This window comes from Streptomyces sp. NBC_00162, assembly GCF_024611995.1.
Classification (GTDB): domain Bacteria; phylum Actinomycetota; class Actinomycetes; order Streptomycetales; family Streptomycetaceae; genus Streptomyces.
The window spans coordinates 6,076,033-6,091,133 of the sequence record NZ_CP102509.1; the positions used below are offsets into that span (position 1 = coordinate 6,076,033).

At 72.5% G+C, this 15,101-nt stretch carries 14 protein-coding genes; 6 read left to right on the top strand and 8 right to left on the bottom strand.

Going from position 1 to position 15,101, the window contains the following annotated elements; genetic code table 11:
- Positions 1–53 precede the first annotated feature (53 nt).
- The 5 genes from JIW86_RS28160 to JIW86_RS28180 form a co-directional block, all read right to left on the bottom strand.
- Entirely contained in the window at positions 54–773 is a 720-nt protein-coding gene (locus JIW86_RS28160; RefSeq protein ID WP_257556650.1) for a hypothetical protein, read from the bottom strand.
- Complete coding sequence (locus JIW86_RS28165; RefSeq protein ID WP_257556651.1) at positions 770–2,662, bottom strand: phosphatidylglycerol lysyltransferase domain-containing protein; 1,893 nt, start codon at positions 2,660–2,662, stop codon at positions 770–772. Before JIW86_RS28165 ends, JIW86_RS28160 begins: the two co-directional genes overlap by 4 nt.
- Positions 2,663–2,746: 84 nt before the next feature.
- Entirely contained in the window at positions 2,747–3,811 is a 1,065-nt protein-coding gene (gene cobT / locus JIW86_RS28170) for a nicotinate-nucleotide--dimethylbenzimidazole phosphoribosyltransferase (protein WP_215140617.1), read from the bottom strand.
- A 65-nt stretch (positions 3,812–3,876) separates the two neighbouring features.
- Positions 3,877–4,791, bottom strand: coding sequence for a DMT family transporter (locus JIW86_RS28175; protein WP_257556652.1), 915 nt, complete (start codon positions 4,789–4,791; stop codon positions 3,877–3,879).
- 13 nt (positions 4,792–4,804) lie between these two features.
- Positions 4,805–6,010: a bifunctional adenosylcobinamide kinase/adenosylcobinamide-phosphate guanylyltransferase gene (locus tag JIW86_RS28180; protein WP_257556653.1), complete on the bottom strand. Its 1,206-nt coding sequence runs from the start codon at positions 6,008–6,010 to the stop codon at positions 4,805–4,807.
- Between the two features lie 93 nt (positions 6,011–6,103).
- Here JIW86_RS28180 and JIW86_RS28185 point away from each other — a divergent pair, with 93 nt between their 5' ends.
- Positions 6,104–6,316, top strand: a complete 213-nt coding sequence (locus JIW86_RS28185) for a hypothetical protein (RefSeq protein ID WP_215140614.1) — start codon at positions 6,104–6,106, stop codon at positions 6,314–6,316.
- 31 nt (positions 6,317–6,347) lie between these two features.
- Here JIW86_RS28185 and JIW86_RS28190 read toward each other — a convergent pair whose 3' ends face one another.
- Both JIW86_RS28190 and JIW86_RS28195 read right to left on the bottom strand, forming a co-directional pair.
- A complete protein-coding gene (locus JIW86_RS28190) occupies positions 6,348–7,055 on the bottom strand; it encodes a class I SAM-dependent methyltransferase (protein WP_257556654.1) in 708 nt (235 codons plus the stop codon).
- A 113-nt stretch (positions 7,056–7,168) separates the two neighbouring features.
- Positions 7,169–7,777, bottom strand: a complete 609-nt coding sequence (locus JIW86_RS28195; protein ID WP_215140612.1) for a DUF3043 domain-containing protein — start codon at positions 7,775–7,777, stop codon at positions 7,169–7,171.
- Positions 7,778–8,058: 281 nt separating this feature from the next.
- On the opposite strand from JIW86_RS28195, the gene JIW86_RS28200 reads away from it, so the two are divergent.
- The gene (locus JIW86_RS28200; RefSeq protein ID WP_215140611.1) at positions 8,059–8,853 is read left to right on the top strand and encodes a PspA/IM30 family protein; all 795 of its coding nucleotides are present in this window, start codon (positions 8,059–8,061) and stop codon (positions 8,851–8,853) included.
- Between the two features lie 13 nt (positions 8,854–8,866).
- Positions 8,867–9,145 (top strand): PspA-associated protein PspAA, encoded by a 279-nt coding sequence (pspAA, locus tag JIW86_RS28205; protein WP_257556655.1) that lies wholly within the window; start codon positions 8,867–8,869, stop codon positions 9,143–9,145.
- Between the two features lie 76 nt (positions 9,146–9,221).
- Here the strand turns inward: pspAA and JIW86_RS28210 are convergent, their stop codons facing one another.
- A complete protein-coding gene (locus JIW86_RS28210) occupies positions 9,222–9,992 on the bottom strand; it encodes a hypothetical protein (protein ID WP_215140609.1) in 771 nt (256 codons plus the stop codon).
- Positions 9,993–10,062: 70 nt separating this feature from the next.
- On the opposite strand from JIW86_RS28210, the gene JIW86_RS28215 reads away from it, so the two are divergent.
- The 3 genes from JIW86_RS28215 to JIW86_RS28225 all read left to right on the top strand — a co-directional run bounded on the left by JIW86_RS28215 (position 10,063) and on the right by JIW86_RS28225 (position 15,016).
- Positions 10,063–10,884 (top strand): adenosylcobinamide-GDP ribazoletransferase, encoded by an 822-nt coding sequence (locus JIW86_RS28215; RefSeq protein WP_257556656.1) that lies wholly within the window; start codon positions 10,063–10,065, stop codon positions 10,882–10,884.
- Positions 10,885–10,992: 108 nt separating this feature from the next.
- On the top strand, positions 10,993–11,730 hold the full coding sequence (locus JIW86_RS28220) for a response regulator (RefSeq protein WP_257556657.1): 738 nt from the start codon (positions 10,993–10,995) through the stop codon (positions 11,728–11,730).
- Positions 11,731–11,875: 145 nt separating this feature from the next.
- Complete coding sequence (locus JIW86_RS28225) at positions 11,876–15,016, top strand: efflux RND transporter permease subunit (protein WP_257556658.1); 3,141 nt, start codon at positions 11,876–11,878, stop codon at positions 15,014–15,016.
- Positions 15,017–15,101: the final 85 nt, after the last annotated feature.

Genomic DNA, 15,101 nt, shown 5'->3' on the forward strand with positions numbered 1-15,101 from the left:
CCCGATACGGTACGGCCTGCTCCGCCCGGCTCATCCGGTCGCCTCCGGTGGCCTCAGTGCGGCCGGGTGTCCAGCGGCGGCGGGCGCCCGCCCAGCGGTGCCCGGGAGCGCTCCGGCCCCCACTTCGCCCGGACCACGCACACCGCCATCACGGCGGCGATGGCCGCCAGGTGCTCCTTGCCCGCGAGGTTGTTCTTGACCAGCACCTCGCCGATCATCACGAGGACCACCACGGCGCCGGTGAGGTACGCCCGGTACCGCCAGCAGACGTAGATGGCGAGGCCGACCACCGCCGCCGAGGGCCCGGTGTCGTTGACGATCCGGTCGGACACCGGCAGGCCCAGGGGGTGGTCCGGGCCCAGCGAGAGCCCGATCCGCGCGTACGTGGTCCCGGCGAGCGTGGCCACGTAGCCGATCACCAGCGTGCGCCACCAGCCGATGCAGATCTCCGAGATCCCGAAGACGAGCAGGATCTGCGCGAGCGCCCCCCACACCGGCAGGTCGAGGGCGGGCACGAACAGCGACAGGGGGGTTCGCAGCAGGGCCAGCCAGAGCGGGTCGACGGCCTTGACCGACCCGAGGTTCTGGACCGGCTGGAAGCCCCAGGAGGTGTTCTGCACGATCTGGAAGACCGAGGTCAGGCAGACCGCGCCGATGGTCATCGGGATCGCGCGCCACTTGTCGCGGGCGAGCGCGCCCCGGACGGTCCAGAACAGGGGACCCCACTCGCGGCGGGCGAACCGCCGGAGTGCGGGGGTGTTCCACGCTGTCAACGGCGGGTCTCCAGGTGTCTGCGGTGCAGCCACTTCGGCAGGCCGGGGGCTTCCAGGAAGCCTTCGGCCCGGCCCGCCGCGATACCGATCCGCAACAGGTCCGAACTCTTCTCGAAGAGCATGAACCGCGGTTCCCAGATCGGCCGGTATTTGGCGTTGGCCCGGTAGAGGGACTCGATCTGCCACCAGCGGGAGAAGAAGCTGAGCAGGGAACGCCACATCCGGAGCACCGGACCCGCGCCGAGGCGGGACCCGCGCTCGAAGACGGACCGGAACATCGCGAAGTTCAGCGAGACCTGGGTGACCCCGATCTCCTTGGAGCGTTCGAGGAGTTCGATGACCATGAACTCCATCAGGCCGTTCTCGGAGTCCCGGTCACGGCGCATCAGGTCGAGCGACAGGCCCTTGGGCCCCCACGGCACGAAGGACAGCACGGCCCGCAGATCGCCGTTGCCGTCGGTGCACTCCAGCATCACGCACTGGCCGTCGCCGGGGTCGCCCAGTCGGCCCAGTGCCATCGAGAAGCCGCGCTCGGTCGCGCCGTCGCGCCAGTCGTCGGCCCGCTTGACCAGCTCGTCCATCTCCTCGGCGGGGATGTCGGCGTGGCGGCGGATCCGTACGGTGTACCCGGCCCGCTTGACGCGGTTGTACGCCTGCCGGACGGTCCGCATGGCGCGGCCCTCCAGGGTGAACTCGGCGGTCTCCACGATCGCCTCGTCGCCGAGCTCCAGCGCGTCCAGGCCGTGCCGCGCGTAGATCTGCCCGGCCTCCTCGCTCGCGCCCATCACGGCCGGCACCCAGCCGTGCTCACGGGCCTCGGCCAGCCACGGGTCGATGGCCCCGGGCCAGGCCTCGGGGTCGCCGATCGGGTCGCCGGAGGCCAGCGAGACCCCGCCGACGACGCGGTAGGTGACGGCGGCCTTGCCGGTGGGGGACCAGGTGACGGACTTCTCGCGGCGCAGCGCGAAGTAGCCGAGCGAGTCGCGGTCGCCCTGCCGGGCGAGCAGCGCCCGCAGCCGTTCCTCGTCGTCCTCGGAGAGCGGGTCGACGGCGCGGCGCGAGCGGAAGGCCGCGAACAGCACGGCGAGCAGCAGCAGCATCGACATCACGTTGACGAAGACGTCCACCCAGCCGGGGGTGTCGATCGTGCTGAAGGCCTTGGCGTCCGGGTCCAGGGTGATCAGCCGCATCGCCCCGTACCGCCAGCGGGTCAGGAAGGTGGCCCCGGCGCTGTCCGCGGCGTTGTTGGTGGCGCCGACGAGCATGGCCGCGACCAGCGAGGTGACGAGCAGGCCGACGGTGGCGACGACGGTGGCGAGGGCGGGGTTGGAGCGGTCGCCCTTGGCGTAGAACTCCCGGCGGCCCAGCAGCAGGGCGATGACGAAAGCGGCGGTCAGGCCCAGCGAGACCCAGTTCTGCGGGTGTTCGCGGAACTCCGGGTAGCAGGTGTCGGGGGCCCATGAGCAGGGCACGAAGGCCGCGCGGGCGAAGTCGAGCAGCAGCATCCCGCCGAGGACGAGGTTCAGGATCCAGGCGGCCCGCTTGCGGCGGCCCATGGTGACCGCCAGCAGCAGGCAGAAGAGCCCGGAGGCGAAACCGGCCGTGAGCAGGTACGGGGTGTAGAAGTCCGCGTCGTTGTGTCTGCGCAGATCCTGCCCGAGCGAAACCCAGACCGCGCTGAGGAAGTTGACGAAGGTGACGGCCCGTAGGTACCAGACCGCGAACGCGGCGCCGCGCCGTGAACGGGTGCTCCCCCGGCCCGTCTCCCGGCCGTCCCCCGCCGCCCTGCCGGCGGGATCGCCGCCGGTCTCTTTCCTGCCGGATGCCGGTCCGGGCACCGTTCGGGTGCCGCGGTCGGTCTCTGCGCTGGTCAAACGGACCTCTCCCATAAAAAGCGATCTTATGGGGCGTTGCCGTTCATAGTGGCTGGGTCCGGGGATCGCGGGCTGGTCAGGACCGCGGGCCCCGGCAGCTCACTCCGCCGGCTCCTGCGCCGCCTGTTCCGGGAGTTCCGCCGCGAGTGCGGCGGCCGCCTGGACCAGGGGGAGGGCCAGCAATGCCCCGGTACCTTCGCCCACTGTGACGCCGTGGTCGAGCACAGGGTTGAGTGCCATCCGGTCCAGGGCCTTCGCCTGGCCGGGTTCGCCGCTCGCCTGACCGGCCAGCCACCAGTCGGGGGCACGGAACGCGGCCCGCTGGGCCACCAGGCCGCAGGCCGCCGAGACGACGCCGTCGAGGATGACCGGCGTACGGCGCACCGCGCACTGGAGCAGGAAACCGGTGATGGCGGCCAGGTCGGCCCCGCCCACCGCGGCGAGCAGCGCGACCTGGTCGCCGAGGACCGGCCGGGCCCGGCGCAGCGCGTCGCGGATCGCCGCGCACTTGCGCATCCACGCCAGGTCGTCGATGGGCAGGCCGCCGCGGCCGGTGACCACCGAGGCATCGGTTCCGCACAGGGCGCCGACGAGGGTGGCGGCCGCGGTGGTCCCGCCGACGCTGAGGTCTCCGAGGACGACCAGGTCCGTACCGGAGTCGGCCTCCTCGTCGGCGATCCGGATGCCGAGCTCCAGGGCGGCGAGGGCCTCCTCGACGGTGAGCGCGTCCTCCTTGTCGATCCGGCCGCTGCCGCGCCGCACGCGGTGGCGGACCACGTCCTCGGGGAGCAGCCCGGGGTCGCAGTCGAGCCCGGCGTCGACGATCCGCACGGTGGCGCCGAGCCGGCCGGCCAGGATGGCGACGGGGCTGGCTCCGTCCAGCACGGCCCGCACCAGCTCGTGGGCGGTGGAGGCGGCCCGGGCGGAGACGCCCTCGGAGGCGATCCCGTGGTCGGCGGCGAACAGCACCACGCGGGGGCGCTCGATCGGCCTGACCGGCACCTGGCCCTGCGCGGCGGCGAGCCACTCGGCGAGTTCGTCGAGCCGGCCCAGCGCGCCGGGCGGCACGGCGAGGCGTTCACGGCGTTCCTCGGCGTCACGCCGGACGCCCCCGTCGGGGCGCTCGATCAGATCGGAGAAGTCGTCGAGATTCAGCGTGCTCATCTGCCAGAGCGTACAGCCGGTGAGGCCCTCCCCAAGCCCCCTCTCCAACCCCCTCAACCAGTCCCTCAACCAGCCCCCGTACGGCCCCCGCCCGACCGGCGGCGGCCCGGCCGCAGGGCGCCGAGATGGACGCCCAGCATGATGAGCGGCGCGCCCAGCAGCAGACCCGCAGTCAGCTCCTCGTCGTCGAGCCGGGCCGAGAGCGCGATCGTGACCAGCGGGATGACGACGAAGACGTACGCCGCGCGGGACGCGCCCCAGTGACGCACCGCCACCAGATAGAAGACGAAGGTCAGTACCGAGCCCGCCACGACCATGTAGGCCAGCGCCCACCAGGTCGCCGTCCGCTCCGGCAGCCGCCAGGTGTCGCCCGCGGCGGAGGAACCGGCGAGCAGCACGGCCGTCGCGGCCGTCATGCCCACCGCGTTCATCGTCACCGGGTGGACCGGCGGCAGGCGGTGCACGAGTACGGTCGCCTCGGCGAAGGACACCACGGCGCCCAGCACCGCCAGCAGGGACAGCGCCGGAACATCGCCCTGCAACGGTGCCCGGGAGGCCAGCGCGACCCCGGCGGCCGCGACGAGCGTGCCCGCCAGCGCAGACCCCCGGAAGCGTTCCTGACGCTGCGCCACCGCCAGCAGCAGCGCCACCAGCGGGACCAGGGCGAGCAGCGTCTGCCCCAAACCCGCGTGGATGTGCACCAGCGCGTAGTAGGCCAGCGCGAAGGTCACCGCGAAGTTGAGCACCCCGTACAGCACCGCGCCGGCCAGCGCCCGCCCGCGCGGCAGCGCGAGACGCATGACGGCCATCACCAGCAGGAGCAGCACCGCGGCCGCACCGAACCGCACCGAAGCACCCCACAGCGGGTCCAGTTCGCGATTGCTGAACCTGACCCCCACCGCGTTGCCGCCGCCCAGCAGAGCGCACCCGGCGAAGGCGAGGAGGCCGGTCCGCTCCGCGGCGGGGCCGGAGGGTTCCACGGGATCACCCGGCCTATTCCTTGAGGACGACGGCCTGGCCCGCGACGACGAGGAGGACGTGCTCGCACTCGTTGGCCACCGCGGTGTTGAGGCGGCCCAGCTCGTCGCGGAACCGGCGGCCCGAGGCCGTCGCCGGGACGATCCCCGACCCCACCTCGTTGCTGACCAGCACCACCCGGCGACGGGTCGCGCGCAGCGCCGCCACCAGCTCGGCGACCCGGTCGCGCAGCTGGTGCTGTCCGCCCTTGGCCCACACCTCGTCGTCCCAGGCCCCGGCCCGGTCCATCGCGTCCGTCAGCCACAGCGCCAGACAGTCGATCAGCAGCGGCGGACCCGCGTCGGTGAGCAGCGGGGCCAGGTCGCAGGTCTCCGCCGTGCGCCAGCTCGCGGGCCGCCGCTCCCGGTGCAGCCCGACCCGCTGGGCCCACTCCGCGTCCCCGTCCCGGCTGCCGCCGGTGGCCACGTAGACCACGTCGGGGAAGGCCTCCAGCCGCCGCTCCGCCTCGAAGGACTTGCCGGAGCGGGCCCCGCCCAGCACCAGGGTCCGGCGCGGCAGGTCCGCCGCCGCGCGGTACTCCCCGACGGTCACGGTGGTCCCGTCCGGCACCGCCCGGGCGCCGACGGCCGCGCACCGGCGCTCCAGCTCCCGCCCGGGCGCGGTGTCGTGGTCGAGGTGGACGGCGATCACGTCCGTGGCCGGGCCGACCGCGCCGCTCGCCCGCAGCCGGGCGAGGGCCTCGGGCCGCCCCAGCACATCGGCGAGGACCACGTCGTACGGGCGCTGCCCCGTCTGGCCGTTGGTCCCCGCCGGGGCTCCGCCGGGCGGCAGGTACAGCAGCCGGCCGCCGTCCGGGCCCGTCACCTCGTACCCGGTGCCCGGCGCGTCCATCGGCACCGCCCGCACCCGGTGCCCCGAGATCACCGACAGTTCCCGTCCGTCCGGCACCCGCCCGGCGGCCGGCAGTCCCGGTGGCAGCTCCACGGCGGGCCCGTCGTGCGGGTGGGTCAGCAGGACCTGCCGTACGCCGGCCAGCGAATGCCCGGCGCGGGCGCCCGCCAGCACCGCCCCGGGGGTCAGGTCGAGCAGCAGCGCGCCGTCGACGAGGACGGCCGTGGCGGCGCGCGCCCGGGTGCCGACGGAGACCGCGCAGGCCGCACAGGGGCAGCCGGGGCGGGGGAGGCCCTCGGGTGTGCCGGTGCCGAGCAGAGTGAGTTCCACAGGGAGATCCTCCCGCGTCGCCGGGAGTGGTGCGCGCCCGGTTACTCTGCGGGCAGACTCAAGGCGAGCAGCGGACGAGCAACGGAGGCGGACATGGCGTGGACGTGGCGGTTCGAGACGGCCGAAGGCACCGAGACGAGCCCGGCGGTGGAACCGGAGGAGTTCACGACGCAGGGGGACGCGGAGTCCTGGATCGGTGAGGTCTGGAAGGAGCTGCTGGAGGGCGGCGTCGAGCAGGTGAAACTGTCCGACGACGGCGGTACCGAGCTCTACACGATGAGCCTGCGTTCGGCCCTGGACGCCTGAACCAGGCCCGGGGGCTGGCCGGCCTCGCCGGTCAGCCCCGTACGCCGCACAGGTGCAGCAGCGCCGCGACGCCCCGGTAGGGGTCGGTTCGCCCGGCGCGGTCCTCGGCGGCCAGCAGCTGCTCCAGCTCCTCCTCGGGCGGCAGGCTCTCGCCGGCCTCGGTGCCGTCGGTGAAGACGCGGACGCCGTACCAGGCCTGGAGCGGGGCTCCGATCCCGTTCAGCGTGGCCGTCAGCCCGGCCAGCCGGTCGGCCCGTACGTCCATGCCCAGCCGGTTGCGGTAGTCGACGCCGTCGAAGGCGGCCAGCGCGCCGGTCCAGTCACTGCCCAGCCCGGGCCGCATGGCGAGCGCGTCGCCGTTGCGCACCAGCAGGGACAGCAGTCCCCCGGGCGCCAGCATCCGGGCCAGCCCGGCGAGCATGGCGTCCGGCTCGGGCACGTACATCAGCACCCCGTGGCACAGCACCACGTCGAAGCTGCCCGGCAGGAAGTGGGCGCCGGTCTCGCGGCCGTCGCCCTCCATGAGCCGGACCCGGTCGCGGATCCCGGCGGGTTCCGCCTCCAGCGCTTCGCGGGCGACGGCCAGCATCCCCGGGTCCTTCTCCAGGCCGGTCACCTTGTGCCCGGCGCGGGCGAGGCGCAGCGCCTGGGTGCCCTGGCCCATGCCGACATCGAGAACGCGCAGCCGCTGCCCGACCGGGAAGCGCTGCGCGATCTGCTCGTCGACCTGCCGGCCCACGAGTTCCTGGCGGACCGCGTTGCGCAGTCCGCCCAGTCCCTCGAGCCACAGCCGGGCTCCCCCCGGACCTCCCCAGGCGAAACCGTCCCCCGACGCTCCGGGCGTCTCTCGGCTCAGGGTCGTTCCCCGCGCTTGACCTGCGGCTTGGGCAGGCGCAGCCGGCGCATCTGGAGGGTGCGCATGAGGCCGTACGCGACGGCGCCGCGGCGGGGCTCGTTCGGGAAGCGTTCGTTGAGCGCCTTGCGGAGGCGCAGCACCAGGCCGATGGAGTCGAGGAGGATCAGGGCGATCACGCCCATCCACAGGATCAGCGCGATGTTCTGGATGGACGGCACCCGCACCATGCTCAGCACCAGGATGATCACTGCCAGGGGCAGGAACATCTCGGCGACCGAGAAGCGGGAGTCCACGTAGTCACGGACGAACTTGCGGACGGGGCCCTTGTCGCGGGCGGGCAGATAACGCTCGTCGCCACTGGCCAGCGCCTCGCGCTGCTTGGCCATCTCTACACGGCGGCGCTCACGGGCACGCTTGGCGTCCTCCTTGCGGTTGCCGGTCGAGGCCACCACGGCCTTGCGCTGCGACTGGGCCACAGCACGCTTCGGCGTCGGGCGGCCCTTCGGGGCCTGCGGGTCACGGGGCTGCGAGAGGTCGGCGCTCACCTTGTCGGTGGCGGCGGCCTTCTCTTCCTTGGAGGAGCGGCTACCAAACACAAAACCCAAGCCTACGTGGTTACGGGCATGGGCCCCACCCCGGTGGGGAACGATCCGGCAACGGCGGGCGTCTTCCCCAGTGCAGGGTTCGTGCGACGGCCCGCTCTCCGGCCGGTCCGTACCGGTCGGGGGACCACCTACTCCTTACGCCTGACACGGCGGGGACGTAGTCGTCCTGGAGGAGGAGCGCATCCGTACTCGAACAGTGCGGTAATGGAGACAGGGCCCGTACTGTGGGTTCTGTTGGTGACCTGGAGCACAGTCCGTCTAGAAGGGGGCGCGCGAAGCCCATGAGCGGTGTCATGAAGCGTATGGGGATGATCTTCCGCGCGAAGGCGAACAAGGCCCTGGACCGGGCCGAGGACCCGCGCGAGACCCTCGACTACTCCTACCAGAAGCAGCTCGAGCTGCTCCAGAAGGTGCGCCGCGGGGTCGCCGACGTGGCGACCTCCCGCAAGCGCCTGGAACTGCAGCTGAACCAGCTCCAGAGCCAGTCCGGCAAGCTGGAGGACCAGGGCCGCAAGGCCCTCGCCCTGGGCCGCGAGGACCTGGCCCGCGAGGCCCTGTCCCGTCGCGCCTCGCTCCAGCAGCAGGTCAGCGACCTGGAGGTGCAGCACCAGACCCTGCAGGGCGAGGAGGAGAAGCTGACCCTCGCCGCACAGCGCCTCCAGGCCAAGGTGGACGCCTTCCGCACCAAGAAGGAGACCATCAAGGCCACGTACACGGCGGCGCAGGCCCAGACCCGGATCGCGGAGTCCTTCTCCGGCATCTCCGAGGAGATGAGCGACGTCGGCCTGGCCATCCAGCGGGCCGAGGACAAGACCGCCCAGCTCCAGGCCCGTGCCGGAGCGATCGACGAGCTGCTGGCCTCCGGCGCGCTCGACGACCAGAGCGGGCTCGGCTCCAAGGACGACATCCAGGCCGAGCTGGACCGCCTGTCGGGCGGTACGGACGTGGAGCTGGAGCTCCAGCGGATGAAGGCCGAGCTGGCGGGCGGCCCGTCCGCGCAGCAGCAGGCCATCGAGGGCGGCGCCCCGGGCACCGCCCAGCAGCCCCAGACCCAGCACCGGTTCGACAAGCAGTAGGACGGGGTCCGTCATGATTGTCCGCATCATGGGGGAGGGCCAGGTGAAGGTGGCCGACAGCCACTTTCCCGAGCTCAACAAGCTGGACGACGAGCTGCTCGCGGAGATGGAGAACGGTGACGAGGCGGGCTTCCGGCGCACGCTGGGCGCACTGCTCGATGCCGTACGGCGGCTCGGCGAGCCGCTCCCCGACGAGGCGCTGGAGCCGTCCGAGCTGATCCTGCCCGGGGACGGCGCGACTCTGGACGAGGTCCGGGAGATGCTCAGCGACGACGGCCTGATCCCGGGCTGAAGCCGCTCACGCTGAAACGACGACGGGCCCTCCCCGGGAAGGGGAGGGCCCGTCGTCGTGTTCACATGCGCCGTCTTCAGTGCGTGGGCGGCTTCTCCACGGCCGCCCGCTCCGGGTCGGGGGTCCCGCCGATGAAGTTCTCGAACTTGCGGCGCGGCAGCGCCCAGCGCCGGTCGTGGTGGAAGGCGCGCAGCCCGGACTTGGCCCGGGCGCGGGGGCGTTTCGCGTAGAACCTCTTGGCATACGGGGACCCGGGCCGGGCCAGCCGGATCGCGCCGATCAGCGCCACGAAGGGGACGACCACACCGAAGAGGGCGGTGCGCGCCTTGCCCTTCCACAGGGCGATCAGGGCCAGGAAGAAGTTGGTGGCGGTGTTCATGGCGACCAGTCCGCGGCTCTGGCGTTCCTCCTGGGTCAGCTCGTTCACCCCGAAGGGCAGGAATCCGCCCAGTACCAGCGCCACCAGCGCGGCCGTCAGGACCACGATCTCCACGCTCTTGCGGCCCTGCTCGCTCCAGTAGACGTCGTCGAGGTGCAGGATCAGCGCGAACTCGTCCAGCACCAGGCCCGCCCCCAGCCCGAAGAGCACGGCCGAGATCATCGCGCCCAATCCGTACCGGCCGCTGCCGACCGCCCCGAAACCGCCGATGATCACGAGGATCACCCCGGGCACCACGTGGTGGATGTGCATCCCGCCCGGGGTGATGTTCTTGAAGGGCCCCCGTCCGGCCCGGATCATCCGGGTGATCGTGCGGGTGACCAGGAACGACGTAACGAAGGAGAGCAGGGCGAGCAGCAGGGGCAGCTTCCCCGGTTCGACGATGTTCCGATACCACCAGTGACCCATCCCACGGACTCCCTATTTGGCACGTAATGGGTAATTTACCGTCCGCGGTGAGCGGGTAGCGTTCGGGCCGATGACAGATTCGTTCGATGATCATTCGCCGACGCCGCCCCCGGAACGCGCCTCGTTCCCCGACGGCCTCCGCTTCGCGTTCGGCACCCTGACCGTGCTGCCCGCCCGCATCACCCGCTGGGACCGCTCCGCCGCTCGTACCGGCATGGCCTGCGCCCCGCTCGCCGGGCTGGTCGTCGGGCTGCTCGCCGTCGTGCCCGGAGCGGTCCTGCTGGTGCTCGGCGGCGGACCGCTGCTCGCCGCGGCCGTCACCGTCGCCGTCCCGGCGGCGCTCACCCGGGGCCTGCACCTGGACGGGCTCGCCGACACGGCGGACGGCCTGGGCAGCGCCAAACCGGCCGACGAGGCCCTGCGCATCATGAAGCAGTCCGACATCGGCCCCTTCGGCGTCGTGGCCCTGGTGCTCGCCCTGCTGGTGCAGGTGGCCGCCCTGTCCGACGCCTACGCCGACAGCTGGAACCGCGGCGCCCTCGCCGCGGTGACCGCCGCCGTCACGGCCCGCCTCGCCATGACCCTGGCCTCCCGCGAAGGGGTCCCGCCCGCCCGTCCCGAGGGGCTCGGCGCGGCGGTTGCCGGGGTGGTCCCGCGCGCCGCGGCCGCCGCCGTCACCGCCCTGGTCGTGGTGCTCGCCGCGGCCGCCGCCCTCCCGCTGGGCCTCCCGGCCGCCGGCCGGCAGGCCGCCGCCGTCCTGGCCGCCCTCCTCGTCGCGGAACTGCTGCTGCGCCGCTGCGTCCGGCGCTTCGACGGGGTCACCGGCGACGTGTTCGGAGCCCTGGCCGAGGTCTCCGCGACCACCGCCCTGATCGTCCTCGCCCTGGGCTAGGGGGTGTCCGGTGGATCAGGGCCGGGCTCGGGTCGTCCTATCCGACCCTGATCCACCGGACACCCCCTAACCCGCCCCCGGCCGCGCGGGCCCACGTACCCTCACCCCGTGGACCACATTCCGACGGACCCGACCCCCGCCGTGCCCGCCGCGCCCATCAAGGTGCTGCTCGCCGACGACCAGGCACTGCTGCGCAGCGCCTTCAAGGTGCTCGTCGACTCCGAACCGGACATGGAGGTCGTCGGGGAGGCCTCCGACGGGGCGCAGGCCTACGCGCTGGCCCGGCAGACCCGCGCCGACGTCGTGCTCATGGACATCCGGATGCCCGGGACCGACGGGCTCGCCGCCACCCGCATGATCAGCGGCGACCCGGAACTGGCCGCCGTGCGCGTGGTGATGCTGACGACCTTCGAGGTCGACGAGTACGTCGCCGCCGCCCTGCGGGCCGGCGCCTCCGGCTTCCTCGGCAAGGGCGCCGAGCCCGAGGACCTCCTCAACGCCATCCGGGTCGCGCACGCCGGCGAGGCCCTGCTCTCCCCGGCCGCCACCAAGGGGCTCATCGCCACCTTCCTCGCCCAGGGCGGCGGCGCCGACCCGGCCGCCGCCTCGGCCGGGGCCGGCTCGCACGCGCAGCGGCTCGCCGCGCTGACCGTCCGGGAGCGCGAGGTACTCGTCCACGTCGCCGCGGGGCTGTCCAACGACGGGATCGCCGGACGGCTCGAGGTCAGCCCGCTCACCGTCAAGACCCACGTGAACCGCGCCATGGCCAAGCTCGGAGCCCGCGACAGGGCCCAATTGGTGGTCATTGCCTACGAATCGGGACTGGTCCGGCCACGCGCGGAGTAGTGCGGCACCTGACGGAGTAGGCCGGCGTACTGCGGACGCGGTATGCCGGACATAAGGACGGGACCTGCGAGCGACGCCCGGGTGCCGTGACGTGCGAAAGGCTGAACTGCCCTCCATTACGTCACTGCAGAGAGATCCCATACCCATGTCGTGGCTGTCCCGCTTCAGCCTTGCCCAAAGGGCGTTGATCGGCCTCGTGTCGATCGTCGCGCTCCTCTTCGGCGCCATAGCCATCCCGCAGCTCAAGCAGCAGCTGCTGCCCTCCATCGAACTGCCCATGGTGTCCGTGCTCGCGCCGTACCAGGGCGCCTCGCCCGACGTGGTGGAGAAGCAGGTCGTCGAGCCGATCGAGGCCATGCTCAAGGGCGTCGACGGCATCACCGGCATCACCTCCACCGCCAGCGAGGGCAACGCCCTCGTCATGGCCACCTTCGACTACGGAGACAGCGGCACCAAGCAGCTCGTCGCCGAAGTCCAGCAGGCCGTCAACCGGGCCCGCGTCCGGCTGCCCGCCGAGGTGGACCCGCAGGTGGTGGCCGGTTCCACCGACGACATCCCGACCGTCATCCTCGCCGTCACCTCCGACAAGGACCAGCAGGCCCTCGCCGACCAGCTGGAACGTTCCGTCGTCCCCGTCCTCTCGGACATCGAGGGCGTCGGCCAGGTCACCGTCGACGGCGTCCAGGACCTCCAGGTCACCGTCACCCCCGACAACGCCAAGCTCGCGGCCGCCGGCCTCGACGGCGCCGCCCTCGCCCAGGGCCTCCAGGCGGGCGGCGCGACCGTACCCGCCGGCTCCTTCGACGAGGAGGGCAAGAACCGGACCGTGCGCGTCGGCGCCGGCTACACCTCCCTCGCCCAGGTGCAGGACCTGCGCCTGAGCCCCGCGCCCGGCAAGCCGGCCGTCCGGCTCGGCGACGTCGCCACCGTGAAGCAGGAGGCCGCCAAGGCCGTCTCCATCACCCGGACCAACGGCAAGCCCAGCCTCGCCCTCGTCCTGACCATGGACAAGGACGGCAGCGCCGTCGCCATCTCGGACGCCGTCAAGGACAAGCTCCCCGAGCTGCGTTCCACGCTCGGCGCCGGCGCCGACCTGACCGTCGTCAGCGACCAGGGCCCGGCCGTCGCCAAGTCCATCTCCAGCCTCACCACCGAGGGCCTGCTCGGCCTGCTCTTCGCGGTGATCGTGATCCTGGTCTTCCTGGCCTCGCTGCGCTCGACGCTGGTCACCGCGGTCTCCATCCCGCTGTCCGTGGTCCTCGCGCTCATCGTGCTGTGGACCCGCGACCTGTCGCTCAACATGCTGACCCTGGGCGCGCTCACCATCGCCATCGGCCGCGTCGTCGACGACTCGATCGTGGTCCTGGAGAACATCAAGCGCCACCTCGGCTACGGCGAGGAGCGCGAGGCCGCCATCATCACCGCGGTCAAGGAGGTGGCCGGCGCGGTCACCTCCTCCACGCTCACCACCGTCGCCGTGTTCCTGCCGATCGGCCTGACCGGCGGCATGATCGGCGAGCTCTTCGGCTCCTTCTCGCTCACCGTCACCGCCGCCCTGCTGGCCTCGCTGCTCGTCTCGCTGACGGTCGTGCCGGTGCTCTCGTACTGGTTCCTCAGCGCGCCGAAGGGCGTGACGGCGGGGGACGAGGAGAGCGCCGCCAAGGCCCGTCGCGAGGCCGAGGAGAAGGAGGCGCGCAGCAAGCTCCAGCGGTTCTACGTACGGGTCCTGGGCTTCGCCACCCGGCGCCGCCTGACCAGTGTGGCCATCGCGGTCGTCGTGCTGGTCGGCACCTTCGGGATGACCCCGCTGCTGAAGACCAACTTCTTCGACCAGGGCGAGCAGGACGTCCTGACGGTCAAGCAGGAGCTGGCCCCCGGCACCTCGCTGGCCGCCTCCGACGCGGCGAGCCGCAAGATCGAGCAGGCACTGGCCTCGGTCGAGGGCGTCAAGAGCTACCAGGTCACCGTCGGCTCCTCCGGCTTCCTCGCCGCCTTCGGCGGTGGTACGGGCTCCAACCAGGCCTCCTACCAGGTCACCCTGAAGGACTCCGGCAAGGCGGACGACGTCAAGAAGCAGATCGAGGGCAAGCTGGCCGCCCTCGACGGCATCGGCGAGACCCGGATCGCGGCGGGCGACGGCTTCGGCAGCCAGAACCTCAGCGTGGTCGTCAAGGCCGGTGACGGCGAGGTCCTCGCCAAGGCCGCCGAGCAGGTCCGCGCGGAGGTGGCGAAGCTCAAGGACGTCACCGACGTACAGAGCGACCTGTCCCAGTCCGTGCCCCGGATCTCGGTCACCGCCACCCCCAGGGCCGCGGACGCAGGCCTCAACCAGGCCGCGCTCGGCGCGATCGTCGCCCAGGCCGTACGGGGCAACCCGGCGGGCAAGGCCGTCCTGGACAACACCGAGCGCGACATCGTCATCAAGTCCGCGCAGCCGGCCACCACCTTGGCCGAACTGCAGGCCCTGCCGGTCGGCCCGGTCAAGCTCGGTGACATCGCCGAGGTCAAGGTGGTCCCCGGCCCGGTCGCGATGACCCGGATCGACGGCGCCCGCGCCGCCACCGTCACCGCGAAGCCGGTGGGCGACAACACGGGCGCGGTCAGCGCCGAGCTCCAGACGAAGCTCAAGGCCCTGGACCTGCCGGAGGGCGCCACCGCCTCCATCGGCGGCGTCTCGGAGGACCAGGACGAGGCCTTCGCCTCGCTGGGCCTGGCCATGTTCGCGGCCATCGCGATCGTGTTCATGCTGCTGGTCGCGACCTTCCGCTCGCTGATCCAGCCGCTGATCCTGCTGGTCTCCATCCCGTTCGCGGCGACCGGCGCGCTCGGCCTGCTGATCGCCACGGGCACCCCGATGGGCGTCCCGGCGATGATCGGCATGCTGATGCTCATCGGCATCGTGGTGACCAACGCGATCGTCCTGATCGACCTGGTCAACCAGTACCGGGCCCAGGGCATGGGCGTCGTCGAAGCCGTCGTCGAGGGCGGCCGGCACCGCCTGCGCCCCATCCTGATGACGGCCCTGGCGACGATCTTCGCGCTGCTCCCGATGGCGCTCGGCGTCACCGGCGAGGGCGGCTTCATCTCGCAGCCGCTCGCGGTCGTGGTGATCGGCGGCCTGGTCAGCTCGACCCTGCTGACCCTGCTCCTGGTGCCGACGCTCTACACGATGGTGGAGCTCCGCAAGGAGCGCCGCCGCGCCAAGCGCTCCGCCAAGCGCGAGGCCCGCCTGACGGTGGTCCCGGCCCCCGCCCCGTCCTCGGACGACGACCCGGTCACGGTCTGACCGGGTCCGACCCGTGCAAGCCGAAGGGCCGCCCCTCGATCGGAGGGGCGGCCCTTCGGGCTTTCACACGGTGGGGGGAGCGGGG

Coding starts and splice junctions, on each gene's coding strand:
- JIW86_RS28215 (WP_257556656.1), top strand. CDS start 10,063: ATGACAGATTCGTTCGATGATCATTCGCCGACGCCGCCCCCGGAACGC.
- JIW86_RS28165 (WP_257556651.1), bottom strand. CDS start 2,662: ATGGGAGAGGTCCGTTTGACCAGCGCAGAGACCGACCGCGGCACCCGA.
- JIW86_RS28225 (WP_257556658.1), top strand. CDS start 11,876: ATGTCGTGGCTGTCCCGCTTCAGCCTTGCCCAAAGGGCGTTGATCGGC.
- cobT (WP_215140617.1), bottom strand. CDS start 3,811: ATGAGCACGCTGAATCTCGACGACTTCTCCGATCTGATCGAGCGCCCC.
- pspAA (WP_257556655.1), top strand. CDS start 8,867: ATGATTGTCCGCATCATGGGGGAGGGCCAGGTGAAGGTGGCCGACAGC.
- JIW86_RS28200 (WP_215140611.1), top strand. CDS start 8,059: ATGAGCGGTGTCATGAAGCGTATGGGGATGATCTTCCGCGCGAAGGCG.
- JIW86_RS28185 (WP_215140614.1), top strand. CDS start 6,104: ATGGCGTGGACGTGGCGGTTCGAGACGGCCGAAGGCACCGAGACGAGC.
- JIW86_RS28210 (WP_215140609.1), bottom strand. CDS start 9,992: ATGGGTCACTGGTGGTATCGGAACATCGTCGAACCGGGGAAGCTGCCC.